The 21,315-nt window shown below is 61.1% G+C and carries 20 protein-coding genes and 2 tRNA genes; 13 read left to right on the plus strand and 9 right to left on the minus strand.

Going from position 1 to position 21,315, the window contains the following annotated elements:
* Nucleotides 1-9: 9 nt before the first annotated feature.
* Both C1N62_RS07465 and C1N62_RS07470 read left to right on the plus strand, forming a co-directional pair.
* Nucleotides 10-957 carry a transporter gene (locus C1N62_RS07465; protein WP_206057769.1) on the plus strand — a complete coding sequence of 316 codons (948 nt, stop codon included), beginning with the start codon at nt 10-12 and terminating at the stop codon, nt 955-957.
* 26 nt (nt 958-983) lie between these two features.
* Nucleotides 984-2,228, plus strand: coding sequence for an anaerobic sulfatase maturase (locus C1N62_RS07470; protein WP_137763030.1), 1,245 nt, complete (start codon nt 984-986; stop codon nt 2,226-2,228).
* 80 nt (nt 2,229-2,308) lie between these two features.
* Here the strand turns inward: C1N62_RS07470 and ychF are convergent, their stop codons facing one another.
* Nucleotides 2,309-3,400: a redox-regulated ATPase YchF gene (gene ychF, locus C1N62_RS07475; RefSeq protein WP_137763031.1), complete on the minus strand. Its 1,092-nt coding sequence runs from the start codon at nt 3,398-3,400 to the stop codon at nt 2,309-2,311.
* 331 nt (nt 3,401-3,731) lie between these two features.
* On the opposite strand from ychF, the gene C1N62_RS07480 reads away from it, so the two are divergent.
* A complete protein-coding gene (locus C1N62_RS07480) occupies nt 3,732-5,258 on the plus strand; it encodes a SulP family inorganic anion transporter (protein ID WP_137763032.1) in 1,527 nt (508 codons plus the stop codon).
* Between the two features lie 39 nt (nt 5,259-5,297).
* On the opposite strand, the gene pth is transcribed toward C1N62_RS07480, so the two are convergent.
* The gene (gene pth / locus C1N62_RS07485) at nt 5,298-5,882 is read right to left on the minus strand and encodes an aminoacyl-tRNA hydrolase (protein ID WP_137763033.1); all 585 of its coding nucleotides are present in this window, start codon (nt 5,880-5,882) and stop codon (nt 5,298-5,300) included.
* A gap of 273 nt (nt 5,883-6,155) precedes the next feature.
* Between pth and ychH the strand changes: the two genes are divergently transcribed.
* Nucleotides 6,156-6,434 carry a stress-induced protein YchH gene (gene ychH / locus C1N62_RS07490; protein WP_137763034.1) on the plus strand — a complete coding sequence of 93 codons (279 nt, stop codon included), beginning with the start codon at nt 6,156-6,158 and terminating at the stop codon, nt 6,432-6,434.
* Between the two features lie 83 nt (nt 6,435-6,517).
* Here the strand turns inward: ychH and prs are convergent, their stop codons facing one another.
* From prs to lolB, 3 genes are all read right to left on the minus strand, one after another.
* Entirely contained in the window at nt 6,518-7,465 is a 948-nt protein-coding gene (prs, locus tag C1N62_RS07495; RefSeq protein ID WP_137763035.1) for a ribose-phosphate diphosphokinase, read from the minus strand.
* 122 nt (nt 7,466-7,587) lie between these two features.
* Nucleotides 7,588-8,442, minus strand: a complete 855-nt coding sequence (ispE, locus tag C1N62_RS07500) for a 4-(cytidine 5'-diphospho)-2-C-methyl-D-erythritol kinase (RefSeq protein WP_137763036.1) — start codon at nt 8,440-8,442, stop codon at nt 7,588-7,590.
* Nucleotides 8,439-9,074: a lipoprotein insertase outer membrane protein LolB gene (lolB, locus tag C1N62_RS07505; RefSeq protein WP_137763037.1), complete on the minus strand. Its 636-nt coding sequence runs from the start codon at nt 9,072-9,074 to the stop codon at nt 8,439-8,441. The genes ispE and lolB overlap by 4 nt, the downstream gene beginning before the upstream one ends.
* Nucleotides 9,075-9,304: 230 nt before the next feature.
* Here lolB and hemA point away from each other — a divergent pair, with 230 nt between their 5' ends.
* Genes hemA through kdsA form a run of 6 tightly spaced genes read left to right on the plus strand, consistent with a single transcriptional unit; the run spans nt 9,305 to nt 14,679 of the window.
* A complete protein-coding gene (gene hemA / locus C1N62_RS07510) occupies nt 9,305-10,567 on the plus strand; it encodes a glutamyl-tRNA reductase (protein WP_137763038.1) in 1,263 nt (420 codons plus the stop codon).
* 56 nt (nt 10,568-10,623) lie between these two features.
* On the plus strand, nt 10,624-11,706 hold the full coding sequence (gene prfA, locus C1N62_RS07515; RefSeq protein WP_137763039.1) for a peptide chain release factor 1: 1,083 nt from the start codon (nt 10,624-10,626) through the stop codon (nt 11,704-11,706).
* Complete coding sequence (gene prmC / locus C1N62_RS07520) at nt 11,706-12,539, plus strand: peptide chain release factor N(5)-glutamine methyltransferase (RefSeq protein ID WP_137763040.1); 834 nt, start codon at nt 11,706-11,708, stop codon at nt 12,537-12,539. Before prfA ends, prmC begins: the two co-directional genes overlap by 1 nt.
* A 31-nt stretch (nt 12,540-12,570) precedes the next feature.
* Entirely contained in the window at nt 12,571-12,963 is a 393-nt protein-coding gene (locus tag C1N62_RS07525; RefSeq protein ID WP_137763041.1) for a SirB2 family protein, read from the plus strand.
* A 3-nt stretch (nt 12,964-12,966) separates the two neighbouring features.
* Nucleotides 12,967-13,776, plus strand: coding sequence for an invasion regulator SirB1 (gene sirB1, locus C1N62_RS07530; protein WP_137763042.1), 810 nt, complete (start codon nt 12,967-12,969; stop codon nt 13,774-13,776).
* A gap of 48 nt (nt 13,777-13,824) precedes the next feature.
* Nucleotides 13,825-14,679 carry a 3-deoxy-8-phosphooctulonate synthase gene (gene kdsA / locus C1N62_RS07535; RefSeq protein ID WP_137763043.1) on the plus strand — a complete coding sequence of 285 codons (855 nt, stop codon included), beginning with the start codon at nt 13,825-13,827 and terminating at the stop codon, nt 14,677-14,679.
* A gap of 58 nt (nt 14,680-14,737) precedes the next feature.
* On the opposite strand, the gene dauA is transcribed toward kdsA, so the two are convergent.
* Nucleotides 14,738-16,441, minus strand: coding sequence for a C4-dicarboxylic acid transporter DauA (gene dauA, locus C1N62_RS07540; protein WP_137763044.1), 1,704 nt, complete (start codon nt 16,439-16,441; stop codon nt 14,738-14,740).
* Between the two features lie 263 nt (nt 16,442-16,704).
* Here dauA and C1N62_RS23155 point away from each other — a divergent pair, with 263 nt between their 5' ends.
* Entirely contained in the window at nt 16,705-17,799 is a 1,095-nt protein-coding gene (locus C1N62_RS23155) for a GGDEF domain-containing protein (RefSeq protein ID WP_168195832.1), read from the plus strand.
* A 70-nt stretch (nt 17,800-17,869) separates the two neighbouring features.
* Here the strand turns inward: C1N62_RS23155 and C1N62_RS07555 are convergent.
* The 3 genes from C1N62_RS07555 to C1N62_RS07565 all read right to left on the minus strand — a co-directional run bounded on the left by C1N62_RS07555 (nt 17,870) and on the right by C1N62_RS07565 (nt 18,398).
* Nucleotides 17,870-17,959: transfer RNA gene (locus tag C1N62_RS07555), tRNA-Ser, on the minus strand.
* Nucleotides 17,955-18,287, minus strand: a complete 333-nt coding sequence (locus tag C1N62_RS07560; RefSeq protein ID WP_137763046.1) for a hypothetical protein — start codon at nt 18,285-18,287, stop codon at nt 17,955-17,957. Before C1N62_RS07560 ends, C1N62_RS07555 begins: the two co-directional genes overlap by 5 nt.
* Before the next feature lie 21 nt (nt 18,288-18,308).
* Nucleotides 18,309-18,398: transfer RNA gene (locus C1N62_RS07565), tRNA-Ser, on the minus strand.
* Nucleotides 18,399-18,812: 414 nt separating this feature from the next.
* Here C1N62_RS07565 and C1N62_RS07570 point away from each other — a divergent pair.
* Together C1N62_RS07570 and ghrA are read left to right on the plus strand one after the other, a co-directional pair.
* On the plus strand, nt 18,813-20,282 hold the full coding sequence (locus C1N62_RS07570) for a peptide MFS transporter (RefSeq protein ID WP_137763047.1): 1,470 nt from the start codon (nt 18,813-18,815) through the stop codon (nt 20,280-20,282).
* A 90-nt stretch (nt 20,283-20,372) separates the two neighbouring features.
* Nucleotides 20,373-21,314: a glyoxylate/hydroxypyruvate reductase GhrA gene (gene ghrA / locus C1N62_RS07575; RefSeq protein ID WP_137764948.1), complete on the plus strand. Its 942-nt coding sequence runs from the start codon at nt 20,373-20,375 to the stop codon at nt 21,312-21,314.
* Nucleotide 21,315: the final 1 nt, after the last annotated feature.

Genomic DNA, 21,315 nt, shown 5'->3' on the forward strand with positions numbered 1-21,315 from the left:
GTGATGATGATGATGAGAGATCTCTACCGCACCTTTCTGGCCGCCAGCATCAGTCTGGCGCTCTATCTCCCTGTGGCAAACGCCGTGGAGGGCGGCATGGGCCGGCCGCTGACCGGCGAGCAGATTGACCCGTTGGCTGGCGTGGTGCCGGTGGAGCCGGGCATCTATGCCGGGCTGAACGCCTACTACTATGATGGCGCCAGCCGCAACAGCGCCGTCCCGCGCGGCCATACGCTCGAGGGTGGCACGCAGCTAAGCGTGCTCTACACGACGCTGAGCCTCACCTATGTCTGGGGTTCGGTGGGGGCATGGAGCTTTGCCTCCTCACTGGCGCAACCCTTTCAGTATGCGGAGGTCAGCGCCTCCGTCAGCGGTACAACGCTGGCCGGGGAGCGCAGTGACCACTCGACGGAGATTGCCGATACGCTGCTGATCCCACTGCTGGTGGGTTACCACTTCAACGAGGCCAACCATCTGGCCATGTATGTGCAGATCTATGCCCCAACCGGCAGCTATAGCCCCGACCGGCTCTCCAGCGCCGGGCTGAACTACTGGACTTTCATCCCGACCCTTAGCTATACCCACCTCGACCCGGACTGGGGCATGGAGTACACCCTCTCTTGGGGGATGCAGTTCAACACTACCAACCCGGACACGCACTACCAGAGCGGCACCCTCTCCACGCTGGATGCCCTCGCCATCAAACGTTTCAACAACGGACTGGGCATCGGGCTGGCGGGCGGCTGGATTAAACAGGTAAGCGATGACCGCGGCGGGCTGGCCACTGTTCTGGGAGGCTATCGCTCCCAGTCCTGGGGAGTCGGGCCGATCGTTACGTGGGAGGGCAAGGAGGGGAACCTGCCATTGTCGCTGTCACTGCGCTGGATCAATGAGTTTGCCGTCAAAAACCGGCCTGATGGTAACGCCTTCGAACTGAGCCTCGCGGGCCAGTTTTAATTCCTCATTTCAACAGCAGGGAGCCTATGGCAAACAGCATCCTACTACCGGGCGCGCAACCCGCTGCCCCCCTAAAAAGCCAGTTCTACACCATGGTGAAGCCGGTCGGTGCCAGCTGCAATCTGGATTGCCGCTACTGCTACTACCTGCACAAAGAGAGCCTGTTGCAGCAGCAACGCAGCCAGCCGATGCCGCCGGCGCTGCTTGCCGAGTGGGTTAAGCAGTATATCGCGTCACAAAGTGGCAGGGAGATCGTCTTTTCATGGCAGGGCGGCGAGCCGACGCTGGCGGGTCTGGCCTATTTCGAGCAGATCATCACCCTGCAACAGCGCTTCCAACCCGCTGGCCAGCGCATTGTGAACACCCTGCAAACCAACGGCACCTTGCTGAATGAGAGGTGGTGCCGCTGGCTGAAGGCGCATGACTTTTTGGTCGGGCTGAGCATCGACGGCCCGGAGAAGCTGCACGACGCCTTTCGCCTGACGCGCCAGCAGCAACCGACATTTGGCATGGTGATGCGCGGCGTGGAGATGCTGAAAAAGCATAATGTGGCGTTTAACACGCTGACGGTGGTCAACCGGCTGAACGCGCACCATCCGCTGGAGGTTTACCGCTTCCTGCGTGATGAGGTGCGGCCATTGATGATTCAGCTGATCCCCTGCGTGGAACCCAAGGACTTTTGCCGCACGGCCCCGCAGAGCTGGCGTGCCGACCAGATGCCGCGCGTCGGCTCGGCCGCCACCTTCCCCGGCGACCCGGCCGCGGTGGTCACGGACTGGTCAGTCAAGGCAAGCCAGTGGGGCGACTTTTTGTGCCGCGTTTTCGACGAGTGGTACGGCAAAGATTTAGGTTTCGTGTTCGTGAACCTGTTTGAGACCGCCGTGGCACAGATGATGGGGCTGCCAGCCCAGATCTGCACCCACTCACGCGAGTGTGGCAAAGCGCTGGCGCTGGAGCAAGATGGCTCGGTTTACGCCTGTGATCACTATGTTTACCCCGAGTACCGGCTGGGCAACATCCAGCAGACGCCGATCGCCACGCTGGCCTCCTCAGCGCGCCAGTCGCAGTTTGGCCGCGACAAAAGCGCCGCGCTAACGGCCTATTGCCGCCAATGCGTCCATCTTTCCCTGTGCTGGGGCGAGTGCCCACGCAACCGCTTTATCCAGACCCCCGACGGAGAGCCGGGCCTGAACTATCTCTGCCCCGGCCTAAAAAAATTCTACCAGCACGCCCACCCAGCCCTGCGCCGCATGGCCGCAGACCTCGCCTGAACCGCACCGTTCAGGCATAAAAAAATCCACGCAATAGCGTGGATTTTTGGGTTCACAGGCACGGCAGGACGTGCGTGGAATTAGACGTTGAACAGGAAGTTCATCACGTCGCCATCTTTGACGATGTACTCTTTACCTTCAGAGCGCATCTTGCCGGCTTCTTTGGCGCCTTGCTCACCCTTGTAGGTGATGAAGTCGTCATAGGCGATGGTCTGGGCGCGGATGAAGCCTTTCTCAAAGTCGGTGTGGATCTTGCCTGCGGCCTGCGGGGCGGTAGCGCCTACCGGGATAGTCCAGGCGCGCACTTCTTTCACGCCAGCGGTGAAGTAGGTTTGCAGGCTCAGCAGCTCGTAACCGGCGCGGATCACGCGGTTCAGGCCCGGCTCTTCCAGACCCAGCTCGGCCATGAACTCGGCGCGGTCTTCATCTTCCAGCTCGGCGATGTCAGACTCGACGGCCGCGCAGACTGCCACTACCACGGAACCTTCGTTGGCCGCGATCTCACGCACCTGATCCAGATACGGGTTGTTCTCGAAACCATCTTCGTTGACGTTGGCGATGTACATGGTCGGTTTCAGCGTCAGGAAGCTCAGGTAGCGGATGGCTGCCTTGTCTTCTGCGCTCAGATCCAGCGCGCGCAACATGCCAGCGTTCTCCAGCTGCGGCAGGCACTTCTCCAGTGCGGCCAGTTCCGCTTTCGCGTCTTTGTCACCGCCTTTGGCTTTCTTCTGCACACGCTGGATGGCGCGTTCGCAGGTCTCGAGGTCAGAGAGCGCCAGCTCGGTGTTGATCACGTCGATATCTTCCGCCGGGTTCACTTTGCCCGCCACGTGGATGATATTGTCGTTCTCAAAGCAGCGCACCACGTGGCCGATGGCCTCGGTCTCACGGATGTTGGTCAGGAACTGGTTGCCCAGACCCTCGCCCTTGGAGGCACCCTTCACCAGACCGGCGATGTCCACGAACTCCATGGTGGTCGGTACCACGCGCTGCGGCTTGATAATCTCCGCCAGTTTATCCAGACGCGGATCGGGCATCGGCACCACGCCGGTGTTGGGTTCTATGGTGCAGAACGGAAAGTTCGCCGCCTCAATGCCCGCTTTGGTCAGGGCGTTGAACAGCGTAGATTTACCCACGTTCGGCAGGCCGACGATACCGCATTTGAATCCCATGTTTATATCACCTTAATCGCTTAAATATCATGCGGTTAACAATGTCCGCACAATCGAATTGCACACTATCACGTTATTATACACGGAAAGCGCCGTTATCTCGATCCGCATCTGCCGCCCGGTGGCCGGGCTTGCCTTTCACGCCTCCATTACCGATACTGCTACTTCTGATTAACTAACTGGAAACGCGCCGGATGCACTTTCTGCCTACTCCACCCTGAGTTGTGATCCCGCCCTGGCAGCGCTCGCTGCACCTCATCGCGCCTGCGATGGATTCTGTATCCCCTGAACTGGGGAGCTGTGGTACATCCTATAAAATGTGGAAATTCTCATGTCTGGAATGAAGAACGCCAGGCTCGCTGACGTCAAAAATGATGTCCTGGCGGGCTGCGTCGTTGCGGTCTCTATGGTCCCGGAAGCGGTCGGCTTCTCGCTGGTGGCGGGACTGTCACCCATCGTTGGCCTGCACACGGCCTTTATCATCGGTCTGGTGACCGCCCTGTTTGGCGGCAAGCCCGGCATGGTCTCCGGCGCGGCCGGATCGATCGTGGTGGTGCTAATGAGCCTGGCCAGCGAACATGGTATGGCCTACGTGCTGTGGGCGACCATTTTCGCCGGCCTGATCCAGATTGCCATCGGCGCGTTCCGCCTCGGCAAGTTCATCCGGCTGGTGCCGCTGCCAGCGATCCACGGCTTCGTCAATGGGCTGGCGATTGTGATCATGCTGGCGCAGCTGCATATGATTGCCGGACAGGGGCCGCTGATGTATGGGCTGGTGCTGCTGGCGATTCTGGTGGTCTGCCTGTTCCCGAAGGTGACCCGCGTCATCCCGTCGTCGCTGGCGGCGCTGATCATTGTGTCGGCAGTGGCCATCGGCTTTAACCTGCACACCCTGCGGGTCGGCGACATGGCGGACATCACCGGTACGCTGCCGAGCTTCAGTCTGCCGACCGTGCCGCTGACATTGGAGACGCTGCGCATCGTGCTGCCCTATGCGGTGGTCATCGCGCTGGTGGGCCTGATTGAGTCGCTGCTGACCATGACAGTGCTGGATGAGATGGGCGACAAGAAGGGCAACGGCAACCGTGAAAGCATCGCGCAGGGGGCGGGCAATACCCTGTGTGGGCTGTTTGGCTGCTTCGCCGGCTGCGCCATGATTGGCCAGTCCATCATCAACTTCACTTCTGGCGGGCGCGGGCGTCTCTCCGGCACCGTGGGGGCGCTGCTGCTGATTCTGTTCGTGGTCAGCCTGTCGCACTATATTGGCCTGCTGCCGGTGGCGGCGCTGGCTGGCATCATGCTGGTGGTCTGCTACAACACCTTTGAGTGGAGTTCACTGCGCCGCCTGCGCCGGATGCCAAAAGCCGATGCGCTGGTGATGGTGATCGTCACGTTGATTACCATTTTCACCGATCTGGCGGTGGCGGTGATCAGTGGGGTGATCATCTCCGCGCTGGTCTTCGCCTGGCAGCACGCGCGCATCACGGTGCGCCGCCGCCAACAACAGGGCGACGTGGCGATTTACCAGTTGGAGGGGCCATTGTTCTTTGGCTCTACCGCCTCTTTTGCGGAGCTGTTCGACCCGGCCCAGGATCCAGAGGAGGTGGTAATTGACTTCGCGGCAACGCGGGTGATGGACTCCAGCGGCGTGGAGGCGATTGATAAGCTGACCGGCCGCTACCTGGACGCCGGCAAGCGCATCCGCCTGCGCCACCTCAGCCCGGATTGCGTACGGTTGCTGGCGAAAGCTGGCCCGTTCTGTAGCCATGAGCTGGACGATCCGCACTATTTTGTGGCGGAAGAGGATTACCAGCCGGATGAGGGGAAAGCGGGGACGGGCGACATTCGCCGCACCTGATGGGGAAGGGCGGCGGGCAGCAGGCCCGCCGCCTGAACGTCATGCCTTGAAGCTGTGCAGGCGGCGCATCGCCACCTCCAGACCCTCTTTCATCAACAGTTCGGTACAGCGCAACGACTCATCAATCGCGCTGTCAATCAGCTGCTGTTCGCTGGTGGGCGGCTTGCCAAGCACAAAGCCCACCACCTTATTCTTGTCACCCGGATGGCCGATGCCGATGCGCAGGCGGTAGAAGTTCGGGTTGTTGCCCAATTTGCTCTGGATGTCCTTCAGCCCATTATGGCCGCCGTTGCCGCCACCCAGCTTGATCTTCGCGACGCCGGGCGGAATATCCAGCTCATCGTGCGCGACCAAAATCTCGTCCGGGTTGAGACGGTAGAAGGTCGCCATCGCGGCCACGGCCTTGCCGCTCAGGTTCATAAAGGTGCTCGGCACCAGCAAGCGCACATCCTGCCCCGCCAGATTCAGCCGGCCCGTGTGGCCGAAAAACTTGCTCTCCTCTTTCAAGGAGACATTGTGCTGGCGCGCCAGCAGATCGACGAACCAGGCACCGGCATTGTGGCGGGTCTGGGCATATTCAGCGCCTGGGTTTGCCAGGCCAACGATGAGTTTTATGCTGCTCACGGGAATTCGCTTAACTAAGAATGAAGCCGGTTAGTTTACCCGTGGATGAACCTAATGACAAAAGCCGCCGCACGGGGTGCCAAACCCCATGCATTTCGAATAGTGAACTCTGTAAACTATTAAAAATGCTAAGCAAAACGCCGCCAATTCCGTAAAGATTTGTCAAAATTCGCACCACTCTGTGATCGTAACCGCAAACGCCACCATAAGCGCTTCCTATACTTGAGCCTGTTAGCGGCCATCATTAATCAGGTGACCTCAAGGAGGTGACATATGAGACGCAGAAACGCAACCCGGCTAGGTAACGTCCTGATGGGCATCGGGTTAATCACCATGGTGGGCGGGGTTGGCTACTCAATGCTCAACCAGTTGCCACAACTCAATCTGCCGCAGTTTTTCGCCCACGGCGCGGTGGTCAGTATCTTCGTGGGGGCGTTGCTCTGGCTGGCTGGGGCAAGGATCGGTGGCCGTGAACAGGTTTGCGATCGCTACTGGTGGGTTAAACATTTCGATAAGCGCTGTACCCGCTCGCATACCCATCATCCCCGCTGATGTTAGCGATAAAAAAACCGCCGGCATAACCGGCGGTTTTTTGTTGCAAGCAGAGTTAACGCGAGGGCCAGGGGCCGCCCGAATTAATGCTCGAACATCGCAGAGATAGACTCTTCGTTGCTGATACGGCGAATGGCTTCCGCCAGCATACCGGAGAGGGTCAGGGTGCGCACTTTGCTCAGGGCGCGGATCTCTGGGGAGAGCGGGATGGTGTCGCACACTACCACTTCGTCAATGACGGAGTTTTTGATGTTCTCAACGGCATTGCCAGAGAAGATCGGGTGGGTGGCGTAAGCAAACACGCGCTTGGCACCGCGCTCTTTCAGCGCTTCCGCCGCCTTGCACAGGGTGCCGCCGGTGTCGATCATGTCATCCACCAGCACGCAGTCACGGCCAGCCACGTCACCGATGATGTGCATCACCTGGGAGACGTTGGCGCGCGGACGGCGCTTGTCGATGATCGCCATGTCGGTGTCGTTCAGCAGCTTGGCAATGGCACGGGCGCGCACCACACCGCCGATGTCTGGAGAGACCACAATCGGGTTCTCCAGGTTCTGTTGCAACATATCTTCCAGCAGGATCGGGCTGCCAAAGACGTTGTCTACCGGCACATCGAAGAAGCCTTGAATCTGTTCAGCATGCAGGTCCACAGTCAGCACACGGTCTACCCCTACGCTGGAGAGGAAGTCCGCCACCACTTTCGCGGTGATGGGCACACGCGCGGAGCGCACGCGGCGATCCTGGCGGGCATAGCCGAAGTAGGGGATTACCGCGGTGATGCGGCCTGCGGAGGCGCGGCGCAGCGCATCGACCATCACCACCAACTCCATCAGGTTGTCGTTGGTGGGGGCACAGGTGGACTGGATGATGAAAATATCACCACCGCGTACGTTTTCGTTGATTTGTACGCTCACTTCGCCGTCGCTGAAACGACTTACAGCAGCGTCACCAAGGCTGGTGTACAAACGGTTGGCAATACGTTGTGCTAGTTCCGGGGTGGCGTTACCAGCAAAAAGCTTCATATCAGGCACGAGAAGAACCTCAGGCTTGCGTCCAGAGAAGATATTGTAGGCACGTTCGCGGGCATGCCCCAATATACATACGGGTATTCCATCACGTCATCCGCCGGCGGTGCAGGGCAGGCCGGCGGTCATCAACTCCCGGCGCGGGCGCGGTGTAGCGGCGATATATTGACGCCTCGTGCCACAAAACCGCGTACCCACTCAGGAGCCTGACTCAAAACCTGGCGGGCAGCGGATTCACTGTCAAATTCAGCAAAAACACATGCTCCGGTGCCAGTCAGGCGTGACGGCGCGTATTCTAACAGCCATGAAAGAAGCTGTTCAACCTCGCAAAAACGTTTTCTTGCAATCGGTTCGCAATCATTTGCGTAGGGTGAGGTGAGCAGCACATCTATTGGCCGGACTGGGGTATTTCTCGTCAGTTCCGGGTCGCCAAAGATCACCGGCGTCGGGATGCTCACCCCAGGGTGCGCTACCAGGTACCACTTCTCCGCGGGATCAGCCGGTTGCAGCTGCTCGCCAATGCCCTCGGCAAAGGCGGCATGGCCGCGCACGAACACCGGCACATCCGCGCCCAGCTGGACGCCCAGCGCCGCCAGCGCCTCATCGCTCAGGCCGCACTGCCACAGCTCGTTGAGCGCCACCAGTACCGTCGCGGCATTGGAGGAGCCACCGCCCAGCCCGCCGCCCATTGGCAGCACCTTCTCCACGCTGAGCGTGGCGCCCGGCGGCAGCGGGAGGCCCGCCGCCACACAGTGGCTCTGCAACAGCCGGGCGGCGCGCACCATCAGGTTCTGCTCATCGGGCACCCCCGCAACGGGGGTGCTGAGCACAATCTGCCCATCCTCACGCGGCGCAACGCCAATGGTGTCGCCATACTCCAAAAACTGGAACAGCGTTTGCAGCAGGTGGTAGCCATCCGGCCGGCGACCGGTGATATAGAGGAACAGGTTCAGTTTCGCCGGCGAGGGCCAGTAACGCGTCATTGGCTGACAACCCAGCGGTTCATCTTAAGCTTGATGCGCTGCTCGCCCTGCGTCAGCGTCAGGTTGCTGGGCAGTGACGGTTGCACCTCATCATTATAGTCGGCATAGGTGACTTTCCAGGTCAGGCCATTTTGCTGGTAGGTCAGGGCGCTCAGGCGGTAGCGGTCATCCAGCGTAAAGTCGCTGGCATCGCCCGGCAGGCCGAGCATCCACTGGCGCAGGCTGTTGAGCGGAATGGCCATGCCAGTCAGCTTCTGCAACATCTCTTCCGGGTTGTCGCTGACATACTGCTTGCCCTCACTGTTGGTCAGCTGCGCTACGCCATTCTGCACCTTCAGCTCCATCTCGGTGCTGCCGAGCGGGTTGGTGAGCAGCAGACGGTAGCTGGTCGGGCTGAACTGTTGCCAGAAGAAGTTGGCGTAGACCTTCTGCCGGTCGGAGAGGTAGGCGAAGGCGCCGCGCGTCTGGTAAGCGCTCAGGTGCTGAACCTGCTGCTGGTGCTGCTGCCACTGCGGGGAGTCGGGGCTGGTGGCCGGGCCGCGCGGGGTGGTGCTACAGGCCGCCAGCAGCACGCTGGCGAGGGGCAGAAGGCGCAACAGGGCGGGGAGGCGGGTTCGCGGTTGCATTGGCATATAATTTATCGTGTCCTTGTCGAATGGTACGTTAATTCTAACATAAGCTGCCCACGCTAAACGGCGAAACCCCGGAGCGTCAATTTTCTTATGTTACTGATCCCCGGCGAGAACAGGATTTCGTCAATTGCACTGATAATGCGGTCTTACTTTTATTGATCCCGCTCATCAAGTAGAATGCCGCTCAGACCAATCCCATATCAAGACAAGTATTATTCAAAGCCATTCCCATGACCCTGCTTGCATTAGGTATTAACCATAAAACCGCGCCAGTGTCGTTGCGTGAACGGGTGACCTTCTCCCCGGATACCCTCGATCAGGCGTTGGACAGCCTGCTCCAGCAACCGTTGGTGCAGGGTGGCGTTGTATTGTCTACCTGTAACCGCACCGAGCTGTACCTCAGCGTGGAGGAGAAGGAGAACCTGCAGGAGCAGCTGGTGGCCTGGCTCTGCGACTACCACCATCTCAGCGAAGATGAGGTGCGCAAAAGCCTCTACTGGCATCAGGACAACGATGCCGTCAGCCACCTGATGCGCGTCGCCAGCGGGCTGGATTCATTGGTGCTGGGCGAGCCGCAGATCCTCGGGCAGGTAAAGAAAGCCTTTGCCGAGTCGCAGCGCGGCCATTCGCTCTCCGGCGAACTGGAGCGCCTGTTCCAAAAATCCTTCTCTGTCGCCAAGCGAGTGCGTACCGAAACTGACATTGGCGCCAGTGCAGTCTCTGTGGCCTTCGCTGCCTGTACGTTGGCGCGCCAGATCTTTGAGTCGCTGGCTGACCTGAACGTGCTGCTGGTGGGGGCGGGTGAGACCATCGAACTGGTGGCGCGCCACCTGCGCGAGCACCGGGTCAAGCACATGATGATTGCCAACCGCACCCGTGAACGCGCTCAGACGCTGGCGGATGAGGTGGGCGCCGAGGTGATCACGCTGCCGGAGATTGACGCCCGTCTGGCGGATGCTGACATCATCATCAGCTCCACCGCCAGCCCGCTGCCGATCATCGGCAAGGGAATGGTCGAGCGCGCCCTGAAATCGCGCCGCAACCAGCCCATGCTGCTGGTGGACATCGCGGTGCCGCGTGACATCGAGCCGGAAGTGGGCAAACTCTCCAATGCCTACCTCTACAGCGTGGACGACCTGCACTCCATCATCCAGAACAACCTGGCGCAGCGTAAAGCGGCGGCGGTGCAGGCGGAGTCGATTGTCGCCCAGGAGAGCACCAACTTCATGGCCTGGCTGCGCTCACAAGGCGCGGTGGAGATGATCCGTGACTACCGCACCCAAGCGGAGAGCGCGCGTGACGAGATGGAGGCGCGGGCGCTGGCCGCCATCGCGCAGGGCGCGGATGTGCAGGCAGTGATCCATGAGTTGGCGCACAAGCTGACCAACCGCCTGATCCATGCGCCGACCAAATCCCTGCAACAGGCGGCCCGTACCGGCGATGTGGAGCGGCTGCAGATTTTGCGTGACACGCTTGGGCTGGAAAAGCCATAATTTTCAATACGAAGCAGATCGATTCTCCCTATCAGAAACAAGGTTAAACACCACGCATGAAGCCCTCTATTGTTGCCAAACTGGAAGCGTTGCAAGAGCGCCATGAAGAAGTTCAGGCGATGCTCGGCGATGCCGGCGTCATTGCTGACCAGGAGCGCTTCCGCGCCCTGTCGCGTGAGTATGCCCAGCTTACCGACGTGACCCGCTGCTTCCAGCACTGGCGTCAGGTGCAGGATGACCTGCAAACCGCCGAGATGATGCTTGAGGATCCAGAGATGCGCGACATGGCGCAGGATGAGATCAAGCAGGCCAGGGCGGCGCTGGAGGAGCTGGAGCAGCAGTTACAGGTACTGCTGCTGCCGAAAGACCCGGACGATGAGCGTAACTGCTTCCTGGAAGTGCGCGCCGGCACCGGCGGCGACGAGGCGGCGATCTTTGCCGGCGACCTGTTCCGCATGTACAGCCGTTACGCCGAGGGCCGCCGCTGGCGGGTGGAGATCATGAGCGCCAACGAGGGCGAGCATGGCGGCTATAAAGAGGTGATCGCCAAAATCTCCGGCGAGGGCGCCTATGGCCAGCTTAAGTTTGAGTCGGGCGGCCACCGCGTGCAGCGCGTGCCGGAAACCGAATCGCAAGGGCGCATCCACACCTCCGCCTGCACCGTGGCGGTAATGCCAGAAGTGCCGGAGGCTGAACTGCCGGACATCAACCCAAGCGACCTGAAAATTGACACCTTCCGCTCCTCCGGCGCGGGCGGCCAGCACGTCAACACCACCGACTCCGCGATCCGCATCACCCACTTGCCGACCGGCATCGTGGTGGAGTGCCAGGATGAGCGTTCACAGCACAAGAACAAGGCCAAGGCCCTCTCCGTGCTGGGCGCGCGTATCCGTGCCGGGGAGATGGCGAAGCGCCAGCAGGAAGAGGCGTCTACCCGCCGCAACCTGCTCGGCAGCGGCGATCGCTCTGACCGCAACCGTACCTACAACTTCCCGCAGGGGCGCGTCACTGACCACCGCATCAACCTCACCATCTACCGTCTGGATGAGGTGATGGAAGGCAAGCTGGATACGCTGATCCAGCCGATTGTGCAGGAGTATCAGGCGGATCAGCTGGCCGCGCTGTCCGAGCAAGAGTAATGGATTTCCGCAGCTGGCTGGCGGCCGCCGCCGCCCGTCTTACCGCAAGCGACAGCCCGCGCCGCGACGCGGAGATCCTGCTGGGCCACGTCACTGGCCGTGCGCGCACCTACTTGATCGCCTTTGGCGAGACGGAGCTGGATGCCGCGCAAGCCGAGCAGCTTGAGACGCTGCTGGCACGGCGCGAGCGCGGCGAGCCTATCGCCTATCTGGTGGGGGAGCGCGAATTCTGGTCACTGCCGCTGGCGGTCTCGCCCGCCACCCTGATTCCGCGCCCGGACACCGAGTGTCTGGTGGAAGAGGCACTGGCGCGCCTGCCGGCCTCGCCCAGCCGGGTGCTGGATCTTGGCACCGGCACCGGGGCAATTGCGCTGGCGCTGGCGAGCGAGCGCCCCCAGGATCAGGTGACGGGTGTCGATCGCCAACCGGAAGCGGTGGCGCTGGCACAACGCAACGCCGCCGCCCTCAACATCCACAATGCCCGTTTCCTGACGGGCAGTTGGTTCAGCCCGCTGGCTGGCGAGCGCTTTGCGCTGATTGCCAGCAATCCCCCCTATATCGATGCCCTTGACCCGCACCTGGCGGAGGGGGACGTGCGTTTCGAGCCGGCCTCCGCGCTGGTGGCGGATGAGGCAGGGATGGCGGATCTGCACCAGATTATCAGCGAGGCACCGGGCTTCCTGCTGCCCGCTGGCTGGCTGCTGCTCGAGCATGGCTGGCAACAGGCCGAGGCCGTGCGTCAGGCGCTTTCACACCGTGGCTTCACCCAGGTCGCCACCCGGCAGGACTACGGCGGCAATGACCGCGTCACCTTCGGGCAGTGGGCCGGCTGACGGCTCCCCCTCCCTCTGTTAAGGAAGAAACATGCCAACCTATGTATGGGTAAAAGATCTCCATGTCCTGACCGTGATCCTCAGCGTCACGCTGCTGGTGGTGCGGTTTTACTGGCTCTGCCGCCGTTCGCCGCGGTTGCAGCAGCGCTGGGTGCGCATCCTGCCGCATGTGAATGACACCCTGTTGCTGGCCAGCGGCGTGGCGCTGGTGTTCATCACCCACTTCTATCCTTTCAGCCCGCAAGGCGCATGGCTGACGGAGAAGTTATTCGGCGTTATTATCTATATTGGTTTGGGCTTTGGTGCCCTGACCAAGAAGCCACGCGGCCTGCCGGCCCGCTGGGCCTATTTCATCCTGGCGCTGCTCTGCGTGGCGTCAGTAGTTAATCTGGCGGTGACCAAAATGCCGCTGTTGTTAGGATAATGAATGAGTAGTTTGGCTGAATTTGCTTTTGATGACGTGCCGCTGAGTGCCGGCATGATCCGCGTGTTTGAGGCGATTCGCGCTGACTTTTCTGGCGATGAGGTGTCGAGCCAGTTGCAGGCGCTGGTGGCTGAGGCAGAGCGCGCCGTGCCATCGGGCGGCCATCATGAGCAGCGGCTGGAAGCGCTGATTACGCTGTTTTACCACACCTGGGGCTTCGGCGGCGCGGGCGGCGTCTATCGCCTGTCAGACGCCATCTGGCTGGACCGGGTGCTGGCCTCGCGTGAGGGCACGCCGGTCTCCCTTGGCGCGCTGTTCCTTTACATCGCCGCAGCGATTGGCCTGCCGCTCTCGCCGGTCATCTTCCCGACGCAGTTGATCCTGCGTGCCGACTGGCTGGAGGAGGAGATGTGGCTCATCAACCCGCTCAATGGCGAAACCCTGAGCGAACACACGCTGCAGGCGTGGCTGAAGGGCAACCTCGGCGTGGGCGCGCAGCTTGAGGATGAGGACATCGACGAAAGCCCCAACAGCCAGGTGGTGCGCAAGATGCTGGAGACGCTGAAGGCGTCACTGATGGAAGAGCGGCAGATGGAGCTGGCGCTGGCAACCAGCGAGGCGATTCTGACCCTCGAGCCAGACGATCCCTATGAGATCCGCGACCGGGGACTGATCTATGCCCACCTCGATTGCGAGCATATCGCGCGTGCGGATTTGCGCTATTTTGTTGAGAAATGCCCTGACGATCCGGTATCCCAGGTGCTGAAGACTCAAATTGACGCCCTTGAGAGCAAGCAGGTCGTGCTGCACTGAGCCTGCTGGTTTAATGGACTGTTTCCTATTTTTAATAAAGGCGAAAGCATGAAACATAAAGTGGTTAGTATTGGTGATACCCAGGTCGCAAACGATCTGCCTTTCGTGTTGTTTGGCGGCATGAACGTGCTGGAATCCCGCGACATGGCGATGCGCGTCTGCGAACACTACGTGACCGTGACGCAGAAGCTGGGTATCCCGTATGTCTTCAAGGCCTCTTTTGATAAAGCCAACCGCTCCTCCATCCACTCCTACCGTGGCCCCGGCCTCGATGAGGGCATGAAGATCTTCCAGGAGCTGAAGCAGACCTTTGGCGTGAAAATCATCACTGACGTGCATGAGTCCTGGCAGGCGCAACCGGTGGCTGACGTGGTGGACGTGATCCAGCTGCCAGCCTTCCTGGCGCGCCAGACCGATCTGGTGGAAGCGATGGCGAAGACCGGTGCGGTCATCAACGTGAAGAAACCACAGTTCGTCAGCCCGGGGCAGATGGGTAACATCGTCGACAAGTTCAAAGAGGGTGGCAACGATCAGGTGATCCTGTGCGACCGTGGCAGCAACTTTGGCTATGACAATCTGGTGGTGGACATGCTGGGCATCAACGTGATGATTCAGGCAACCAACGGCCACCCGGTGATCTTCGACGTGACCCACGCCCTGCAGTGCCGCGACCCGTTTGGCGCTGCCTCCAGCGGCCGTCGTGGTCAGGTGGCTGAGCTGGCGCGCGCTGGCATGGCGGTAGGTCTGGCGGGCCTGTTCATTGAGGCGCACCCGGATCCGGCCAACGCTAAGTGTGACGGCCCGTCCGCGCTGCCGCTCGACAAGCTGGAGCCGTTCCTGATGCAGATGAAAGCCATCGACGATCTGGTGAAGAGCTTCCCGGCGCTGGATACCAGCAACTAAGTCACACCCCGGCACAACAAAAAGGCGATACGGAGTATCGCCTTTTTTATGCCTGAAATCAGGCCGCCACCTGTGCCGGTGGGTGGCTGGCGTGGGCCACCTCCAGCGCCTCGGCCAGCGTCGGCAGGAACCTCAACCGCCCCGGCTGCGGTGCAACCCGGCCGCGTGCCAGCGTTTTCAGCGGCTGGTAGGGCACCTCGCAAATCAGTAACTCACAGCCTGCGGGTAGGGCAGCAATAAAGCCCTGCAACGCCTGCAAGCCACCGGCATCCAGCACCACCACCGCATCCCACTGGAGGATCAGCGTCTGCGCCTGCCGCGAGCGCTGGCTTAGCTCGGCAAAAATCCGCTCTGCCGCGGCGAAAAACAGCGGGCCATTGATGCGAAACGCCTGTACCCGTTCATCACTGACCGGCAACGCGCTCAGCTGCGTCATGCGCGCCACCCGGCGCATAAACAGCAGCGAGGCGAGCACGATGCCGACACCAATCGCCAGCACCATATCAAACAGCACCGTCAGGCTCATGCAGAGCAGCATCACGATGATGTCATCCTTCGGCGCGCGGCGCAGCAGGGCAATCACCTTGTGCGCCTCGCTCATGTTCCAGGCCACCATTAGCAGCAGCGCCGCCATTGCGGCCATTGGTAGCCAGGAGAGCAGCGGTGCCAGCGCCAGCAGGGCCAGCAACACCACCAGCGCATGGATCACGGCGGCCACCGGTGAGGTGGCACCGGCGCGCACGTTGGCCGCCGACCGGGCGATGGCGGCGGTGGCGGTGATGCCGCCAAAGAAGGGAGCAATGATGTTGCCTATCCCCTGACCGATCAGCTCATGGTTGGAGCGGTGGCGGGTGCCGGTCATGCCATCCAGCACCACGGCGCACAGCAGCGACTCAATCGCCCCCAGCATCGCCATAGAGAAGGCCGCTGGCAGCAGCGCGGAGACCATCTCCCAGCTGAGGCTGCCGCCCGCCAGCGTCCAGGGCAGTGCCAGCTGCGGCAGGATCGGCGGAATGCCGATGCCGTGGCTCCCATCCGCCAGCACATAGCTGAAGCGGGAGCCAATGGTGGCGGCTGGCATACCCGCCGCTGACAGCGCCAGCATCACGCCGAGGCCCGCCAGCAGCGCCGGCAGGTGGCCCGGCAGCCGGATGCCCAGTCGCGGCCACATCACCAGCACCGCCAGCGTGACCACGCCCACCAGCGCATCGGCGGCATGGGCAGTCGGCAGCGCCATAGCCAGCGCCGCCACCTTCCCGGTGAAGTGCTCCGGCATCGCGGCCACCTCCAGCCCCAGCAGATCCTTAACCTGCATGGTGGCAATGGTGATGCCGATACCGGCGGTGAAACCCAGCGTGACCGGCAGCGGGATATATTCAATCAACTTGCCAATGCGCAGCAGGCCCATCAGCACCAAAATCACGCCGGAGAGCAGCGTCGCCACCAGCAGCCCGGCCAGACCAAATTGCTGCGACACCGGGAAGAGGATCACCACGAAGGCCGCGGTCGGCCCAGAGACGCTGAAACGCGACCCGCCGCACAGTGCAATCACCAGCCCGGCCACGGCGGCGGTATACAGCCCGTATTGCGGCGGCACCCCGCTGGCAATCGCCAGCGCCATCGCCAGAGGAATGGCAATGATGCCCACGGTCAGGCCCGCCACGCCATCTTTGGCCAGACGCGAGAGGGAGTAGGGATCGCGCCAACAGGCGTCAGCCAGTGCGCTCCCCGGAAGGAGGGCGCGCCATCCATGTTTTTTCATTTAATTAACAACCCGACAGTAGAGGAAAAACGGGCCATAAGATACGCCGGTCGGGCCGGGCAATTATAGATGTGCGTCAAACTCTGGCGGGTATTCAAGTGCAGGAACTGGCTGGTCAATTATGATTCAACGTGCTTGAATAAGAAATTATTATATTTGGGGGTGACGGGCCATGTTCTCGTGCCTGTGGAGGTGGCCAGCCGGCCAGAAACACCGGGAAAAGCTGCGCGGCGAGGGCCGCCAGTGCAGAGGGAGAGGCAACGATGATGCAGCTGGTTCTATCCTATTCACTGCTCTATGCGGATATTTGCGTCATCTACGCGACGCTCTCCCTGAGCTATTTTATCCTGAGCCGCCAGTCGGCCTTTTCGTGGGACAGTAGGCCGTGGAAACGGATCGCCTTTGGCCTCTTCTCTGGCCTCTCGCTGTGGGTGATGGCGTCAGGCCAGTTAGCGGAGGAGAATCAGGCGCTGTTACACTTTGGGGTGGTGCCGATTATTCTGGCGACCTTCTTTGGCGGCTGGCTGAGCGGCATCAGTAGCTATCTGGTCAGTGCCTTGCTGCCGACGCACCTGCCGCTCGACGATCTGGTGAATGCCGTGGTGCTGATTCCCCTGTTGGGATGGCGGGTCTGGCGGCACAAAACCCATCAGGTGTTCTACGGCGCGCTGGCGCTACTGGCGCTGGGTTGGCTGGTGCTGGCTGCTTTCCGGCCCCCGCCGCAGGGCTGGCCGGGCATGCTGGTCACCGCGCTGGCGGCGTTGGCCTCGCTGGCGGCCAGTTACCATGCCCTTAATTTTGCCGAACGCCACCTGACGCGCTATTTCGAGATGCGTGATCACGCCACGCTGGACAGCCTGACCGGGCTGAACAACCGCACCAGCGTCGATTTCAAACTGATCTCCCTGCATACCTGGCAAAAGCCGGGCGGGGTGCTATTGGTGGACATTGATGACTTCAGCCGCATTAATGAGGGGTGGGGCCGTCTGGCGGGCGACCGAGTGCTGACCTGGCTGGGCGAGGTGCTGCGGCAGACGGTGGAGAGCGAGGACTTTGCCGGTCGCTACAGCGGCACCACCTTTATTGTCATTACCGAGTGCCACAACACCGATCCCATCATCGCCACCGCTGAACGCATCCGGCAGGCGATGGCGGCCCGCCCGCTGCCGCTGGGGGGGCAGGGCGACGTCCGGGTTACGGTGTCGATTGGCGCGGCGGTCTACCTGCCGGGGATGGTGGTGCATAAGGCGGTGGAGATGGCCGAGGAGGCGCTCGGCGAGGCCAAGCGCAGCGGCAAGAACCAGGTGATGTGCAGCCGCATCATGCAGCTTGACCAGTTGGGCGATGTGCCGCGTTAAGAGGAGATCACCACTCTTGCGCGCAAAAGCAGAAGGCCCCGACTTTCGTCGGGGCCTTCTGCTTAGAATATGGCGGTGAGGGAGGGGTTCGAACCCTCGATACGTTTTCACGTATACACACTTTCCAGGCGTGCTCCTTCAGCCACTCGGACACCTCACCATATTTTCGTCGCTTCGCTTTCGCGTCTCAACGGGGCGCTACTATAGGGAGGTCGGTGCGATCGGTCAAGGATATTTTCTTTGTTTATTTGCAAGTGGTTAACCTCTGCGCGCTTTGTTGGCAAACTCGCCATTTTCACCCGATTTTTCCCGCTAACAGGGCGTTTCGGCCCGAAAAAAAGAGAGAACAGGCCAATCATGGCGGAACCTGCTGGCGAGGAAACGCCTTTTATCTTTGGCATGAGGGAGGGGAAGGTTTCGTAAGCTGCCGGAAGGGTTAAACCTGAAGAAGTGGTAAACGTATAAAAGCAGAAGGCCCCGATTTTCATCGGGGCCTTCTGCTTAGAATATGGCGGTGAGGGAGGGATTCGAACCCTCGATACGTTTTCACGTATACACACTTTCCAGGCGTGCTCCTTCAGCCACTCGGACACCTCACCATATTTTTCGTCGCTTCGCTTTCGCGTCTCAACGGGGCGCTACTATAGGGAGGTCGGTGCGATCGGTCAAGCCTCTTTTTCAAGGTTTTTACCGTTTAGTTAAAATTTCAGCAATCCGTTGTTTTATAACACATTATCTGTGTTAAATCTGTGCAACACGGCCCTGTTGAGGCAAGTAAAAGCCGCCTGCGCGCCTTTTTTAGACAAAACCGGGCGCTTTTGCATAATTACGCTATTGGAATGAGTAAATAATGACTAAACAATCAGTAGCAGGCTAATAAAAGCTGGCAATCCCTGCCTGACTGCCGCTAAATAAGGTAAGCCTGACAGAGGTCAGAACACGTTCCGTGCCGGGCAGGGCGGCGTCCTTGGCTCGCGACGGAAGCTATTTAGTTAAGGATAATCAGGGGCTTCATGAACCAATCATCTCCCGCACCGCAGGCCGGGCACCCTATCCCCGCTGGCGCCGGTGCGCTGTTCTTCATCCAAATCTTCTCCACCCTCGGCTTTGCCGTGCTCTACTCCACGCTGGTGCTCTACGCCACCAAAAAGCTCGGCTTTAGCGAGGGCAGCGCCAACGCCATGATGGGCATCTTCGGTGCCTTCAATTACGGCCTGCATATGTTCGGCGGCTATCTGGGCGGACGGTTCCTCAGCAACCGTAACCTGTTCGTGATGGGCATGGCCCTGCAGGTGGTGGGCTGCTGGTTGATCGCCACCGCCGGGGTGGAGGGCCTCTACTGGGGGCTGGCGATGTTCCTGACCGGCAGTGGGCTGAATGTCACCTGCCTGAACATGATGCTGACCCAGCGTTTCCGCCCGGAGGATGAGCGCCGCGAATCGGCCTTCCTCTGGAACTATGCTGGCATGAACCTCGGCTTCTTTATCGGGTTTGCGGTGGCGGGTTACTTCCAGCTGAGCGAGAACTACCGTGCACTGTTCCTGTTTGCCACCTGCGGCAACCTGCTGGCGATTGTCATTACCCTGTTACGCTGGCCGGTGCTGAAGGACATCAACACCCCGCTGATGGGGGCCGCGCGCCGCCAACTGCGCCTGCGGATGCTGGTAGGCGTGGCCGTGCTGCTGGCGCTGGTGCCGCTGCTGCGCGTGCTGCTGACCCACGCGGGCTTCAGCGGCTACTTTGTGGTGGTGCTCGGCATCCTGATCTTTGTGGCGCTCGGTGTGCTGACCCTGCGCCAGCGCAACGCAGGCGAGCGCCGCCGCATGGGTGCCTACCTGCTGCTGGCGCTGGGATCGCTGGTGTTCTGGATGCTCTACCAGCTGGCGCCGATGGGGCTGATGCTGTTTACCGAGCACAACATCGATCTGGCGGTATGGGGGCTGCGCGTCGCGCCGCAGTGGGTGCAGAACATCAATACCATGGTGATTGTGGTGGGTGGCCCGCTGATGGCCTGGCTCTTCAGCCGCCTGCGCCAGCGCGGCTGGCGCATCGACATCCCCGTGCAGTTCTCCGCCTCGCTGTTTTGCATCGGGCTGGGTATGCTGGTGCTGCCGGTGGGCATCGCGCTGGCCGGCGCGGACGGCATGGTGGCCTTCAAGTGGATCGTCATCAGCTATATCCTGCAAAGCTTGGGCGAACTGCTGATCTCCCCCATCGGCTACGCGATGATTGGCAAGCTGGCCCCGGCGCGCTATCAGGGCATCATGATGGGGAGCTGGATGATGGTCACGGGCGTCGCCTCGGTGCTGGCGGGCTACATCTCCGGTCTGATGCCGCAGAACAGCGGCAGCACGCCGCTCGCCACCAACCCCGGCTACAGCCACATCTTTATGATGCTGGGCTGGGGCGCGGTCGCCACCGGCGTGGCGCTGCTGGTGCTGGTGCCGCTGCTGCGCAAACTGATTACGCGCGCCGTCGCATAACTTCAGGCCCTGCCGATTGGCGGGGCTTTTTTTGTCCGCTACGCTAATTGCCTGACCACGGAATTTGAACAACACCAGGAGGCCCACGTGATGAACATTCTTTTCTACCACCCGACTTTTAACGGCCAGAAATGGATTGAAGGACTGGCGCACCGCCTGCCGCAGGCGCAGGTGCGCATCTGGCAGCCGGGCGACGAGGCGGAGGCTGACTACGCGCTGGTCTGGCTGCCGCCGCATGAGATGCTGGCCCAGCGCAGCGGCCTGAAGGGGATCTTCGCGCTCGGTGCTGGCGTGGATGCCATTCTGGCGCAGGAGCGCCAGACGCCGGGCACGCTGCCCGCCGGCGTGCCGCTGGTGCGGCTGGAGGACACCGGCATGGTGCAGCAGATGCAGGAGTACGTGACCGCCTATGTGCTGCGCTACTTCCGCCGGATGGATGAGTACCAGCTGCAACAGCAGCAGAAGCAGTGGCAGCCACTCAAACCCCATGACCTGCAACGCTTCACCATCGGCATCCTGGGGGCGGGGGTGCTGGGCCAGCAGGTGGCCAGCAAGCTGGCGGCGTTTGGTTTTCCGGTGCGCTGCTGGAGCCGTTCGGCCAAGCAGATTGAGGGGGTGGAGAGCTTCCACGGCAATGACCAGCTGCCCGCCTTTTTGAAAGAGACCCGTTTGCTGATCAACCTGTTGCCCAACACGCCGGAGACTGTCGGCATCCTCAACCTCTCGCTGATGCAGCAACTGGCACCGCAGGCTTACCTGATCAACGCCGCCCGTGGTGCGCACTTAAAAGAGGGCGATCTGCTGAAGGCGCTGGAGCAGGGGCAGATTGCTGCCGCCACGCTGGATGTGTTCGCTGAGGAGCCGCTGGCACCTATGCACCCCTTCTGGTCACACCCGCGCATTACCATCACGCCGCACATTGCCGCCGTGACCCTGCCGTCGCAGGCGATGGACCAGATCGCCGCCAATATCCGCCGGATCGAGGCGGGCGAAAAGCCGAGCGGACTGGTGGATTTGGCGCGCGGTTACTGAT

The organism is Nissabacter sp. SGAir0207, from assembly GCF_005491205.1.
Taxonomy (GTDB): domain Bacteria; phylum Pseudomonadota; class Gammaproteobacteria; order Enterobacterales; family Enterobacteriaceae; genus Chimaeribacter.

Bases quoted from the DNA above. Each gene is read 5' to 3' on its own strand.
- C1N62_RS07465 (WP_206057769.1), top strand. From the start codon at position 10: ATGATGAGAGATCTCTACCGCACCTTTCTGGCCGCCAGCATCAGTCTG.
- C1N62_RS07470 (WP_137763030.1), top strand. From the start codon at position 984: ATGGCAAACAGCATCCTACTACCGGGCGCGCAACCCGCTGCCCCCCTA.
- ychF (WP_137763031.1), bottom strand. From the start codon at position 3,400: ATGGGATTCAAATGCGGTATCGTCGGCCTGCCGAACGTGGGTAAATCT.
- C1N62_RS07480 (WP_137763032.1), top strand. From the start codon at position 3,732: ATGTCTGGAATGAAGAACGCCAGGCTCGCTGACGTCAAAAATGATGTC.
- ychH (WP_137763034.1), top strand. From the start codon at position 6,156: ATGAGACGCAGAAACGCAACCCGGCTAGGTAACGTCCTGATGGGCATC.
- ispE (WP_137763036.1), bottom strand. From the start codon at position 8,442: ATGACGCGTTACTGGCCCTCGCCGGCGAAACTGAACCTGTTCCTCTAT.
- lolB (WP_137763037.1), bottom strand. From the start codon at position 9,074: ATGCCAATGCAACCGCGAACCCGCCTCCCCGCCCTGTTGCGCCTTCTG.
- hemA (WP_137763038.1), top strand. From the start codon at position 9,305: ATGACCCTGCTTGCATTAGGTATTAACCATAAAACCGCGCCAGTGTCG.
- prfA (WP_137763039.1), top strand. From the start codon at position 10,624: ATGAAGCCCTCTATTGTTGCCAAACTGGAAGCGTTGCAAGAGCGCCAT.
- prmC (WP_137763040.1), top strand. From the start codon at position 11,706: ATGGATTTCCGCAGCTGGCTGGCGGCCGCCGCCGCCCGTCTTACCGCA.
- C1N62_RS07525 (WP_137763041.1), top strand. From the start codon at position 12,571: ATGCCAACCTATGTATGGGTAAAAGATCTCCATGTCCTGACCGTGATC.
- sirB1 (WP_137763042.1), top strand. From the start codon at position 12,967: ATGAGTAGTTTGGCTGAATTTGCTTTTGATGACGTGCCGCTGAGTGCC.
- kdsA (WP_137763043.1), top strand. From the start codon at position 13,825: ATGAAACATAAAGTGGTTAGTATTGGTGATACCCAGGTCGCAAACGAT.
- dauA (WP_137763044.1), bottom strand. From the start codon at position 16,441: ATGAAAAAACATGGATGGCGCGCCCTCCTTCCGGGGAGCGCACTGGCT.
- C1N62_RS23155 (WP_168195832.1), top strand. From the start codon at position 16,705: ATGATGCAGCTGGTTCTATCCTATTCACTGCTCTATGCGGATATTTGC.
- C1N62_RS07560 (WP_137763046.1), bottom strand. From the start codon at position 18,287: ATGAAAATCGGGGCCTTCTGCTTTTATACGTTTACCACTTCTTCAGGT.
- C1N62_RS07570 (WP_137763047.1), top strand. From the start codon at position 18,813: ATGAACCAATCATCTCCCGCACCGCAGGCCGGGCACCCTATCCCCGCT.
- ghrA (WP_137764948.1), top strand. From the start codon at position 20,373: ATGAACATTCTTTTCTACCACCCGACTTTTAACGGCCAGAAATGGATT.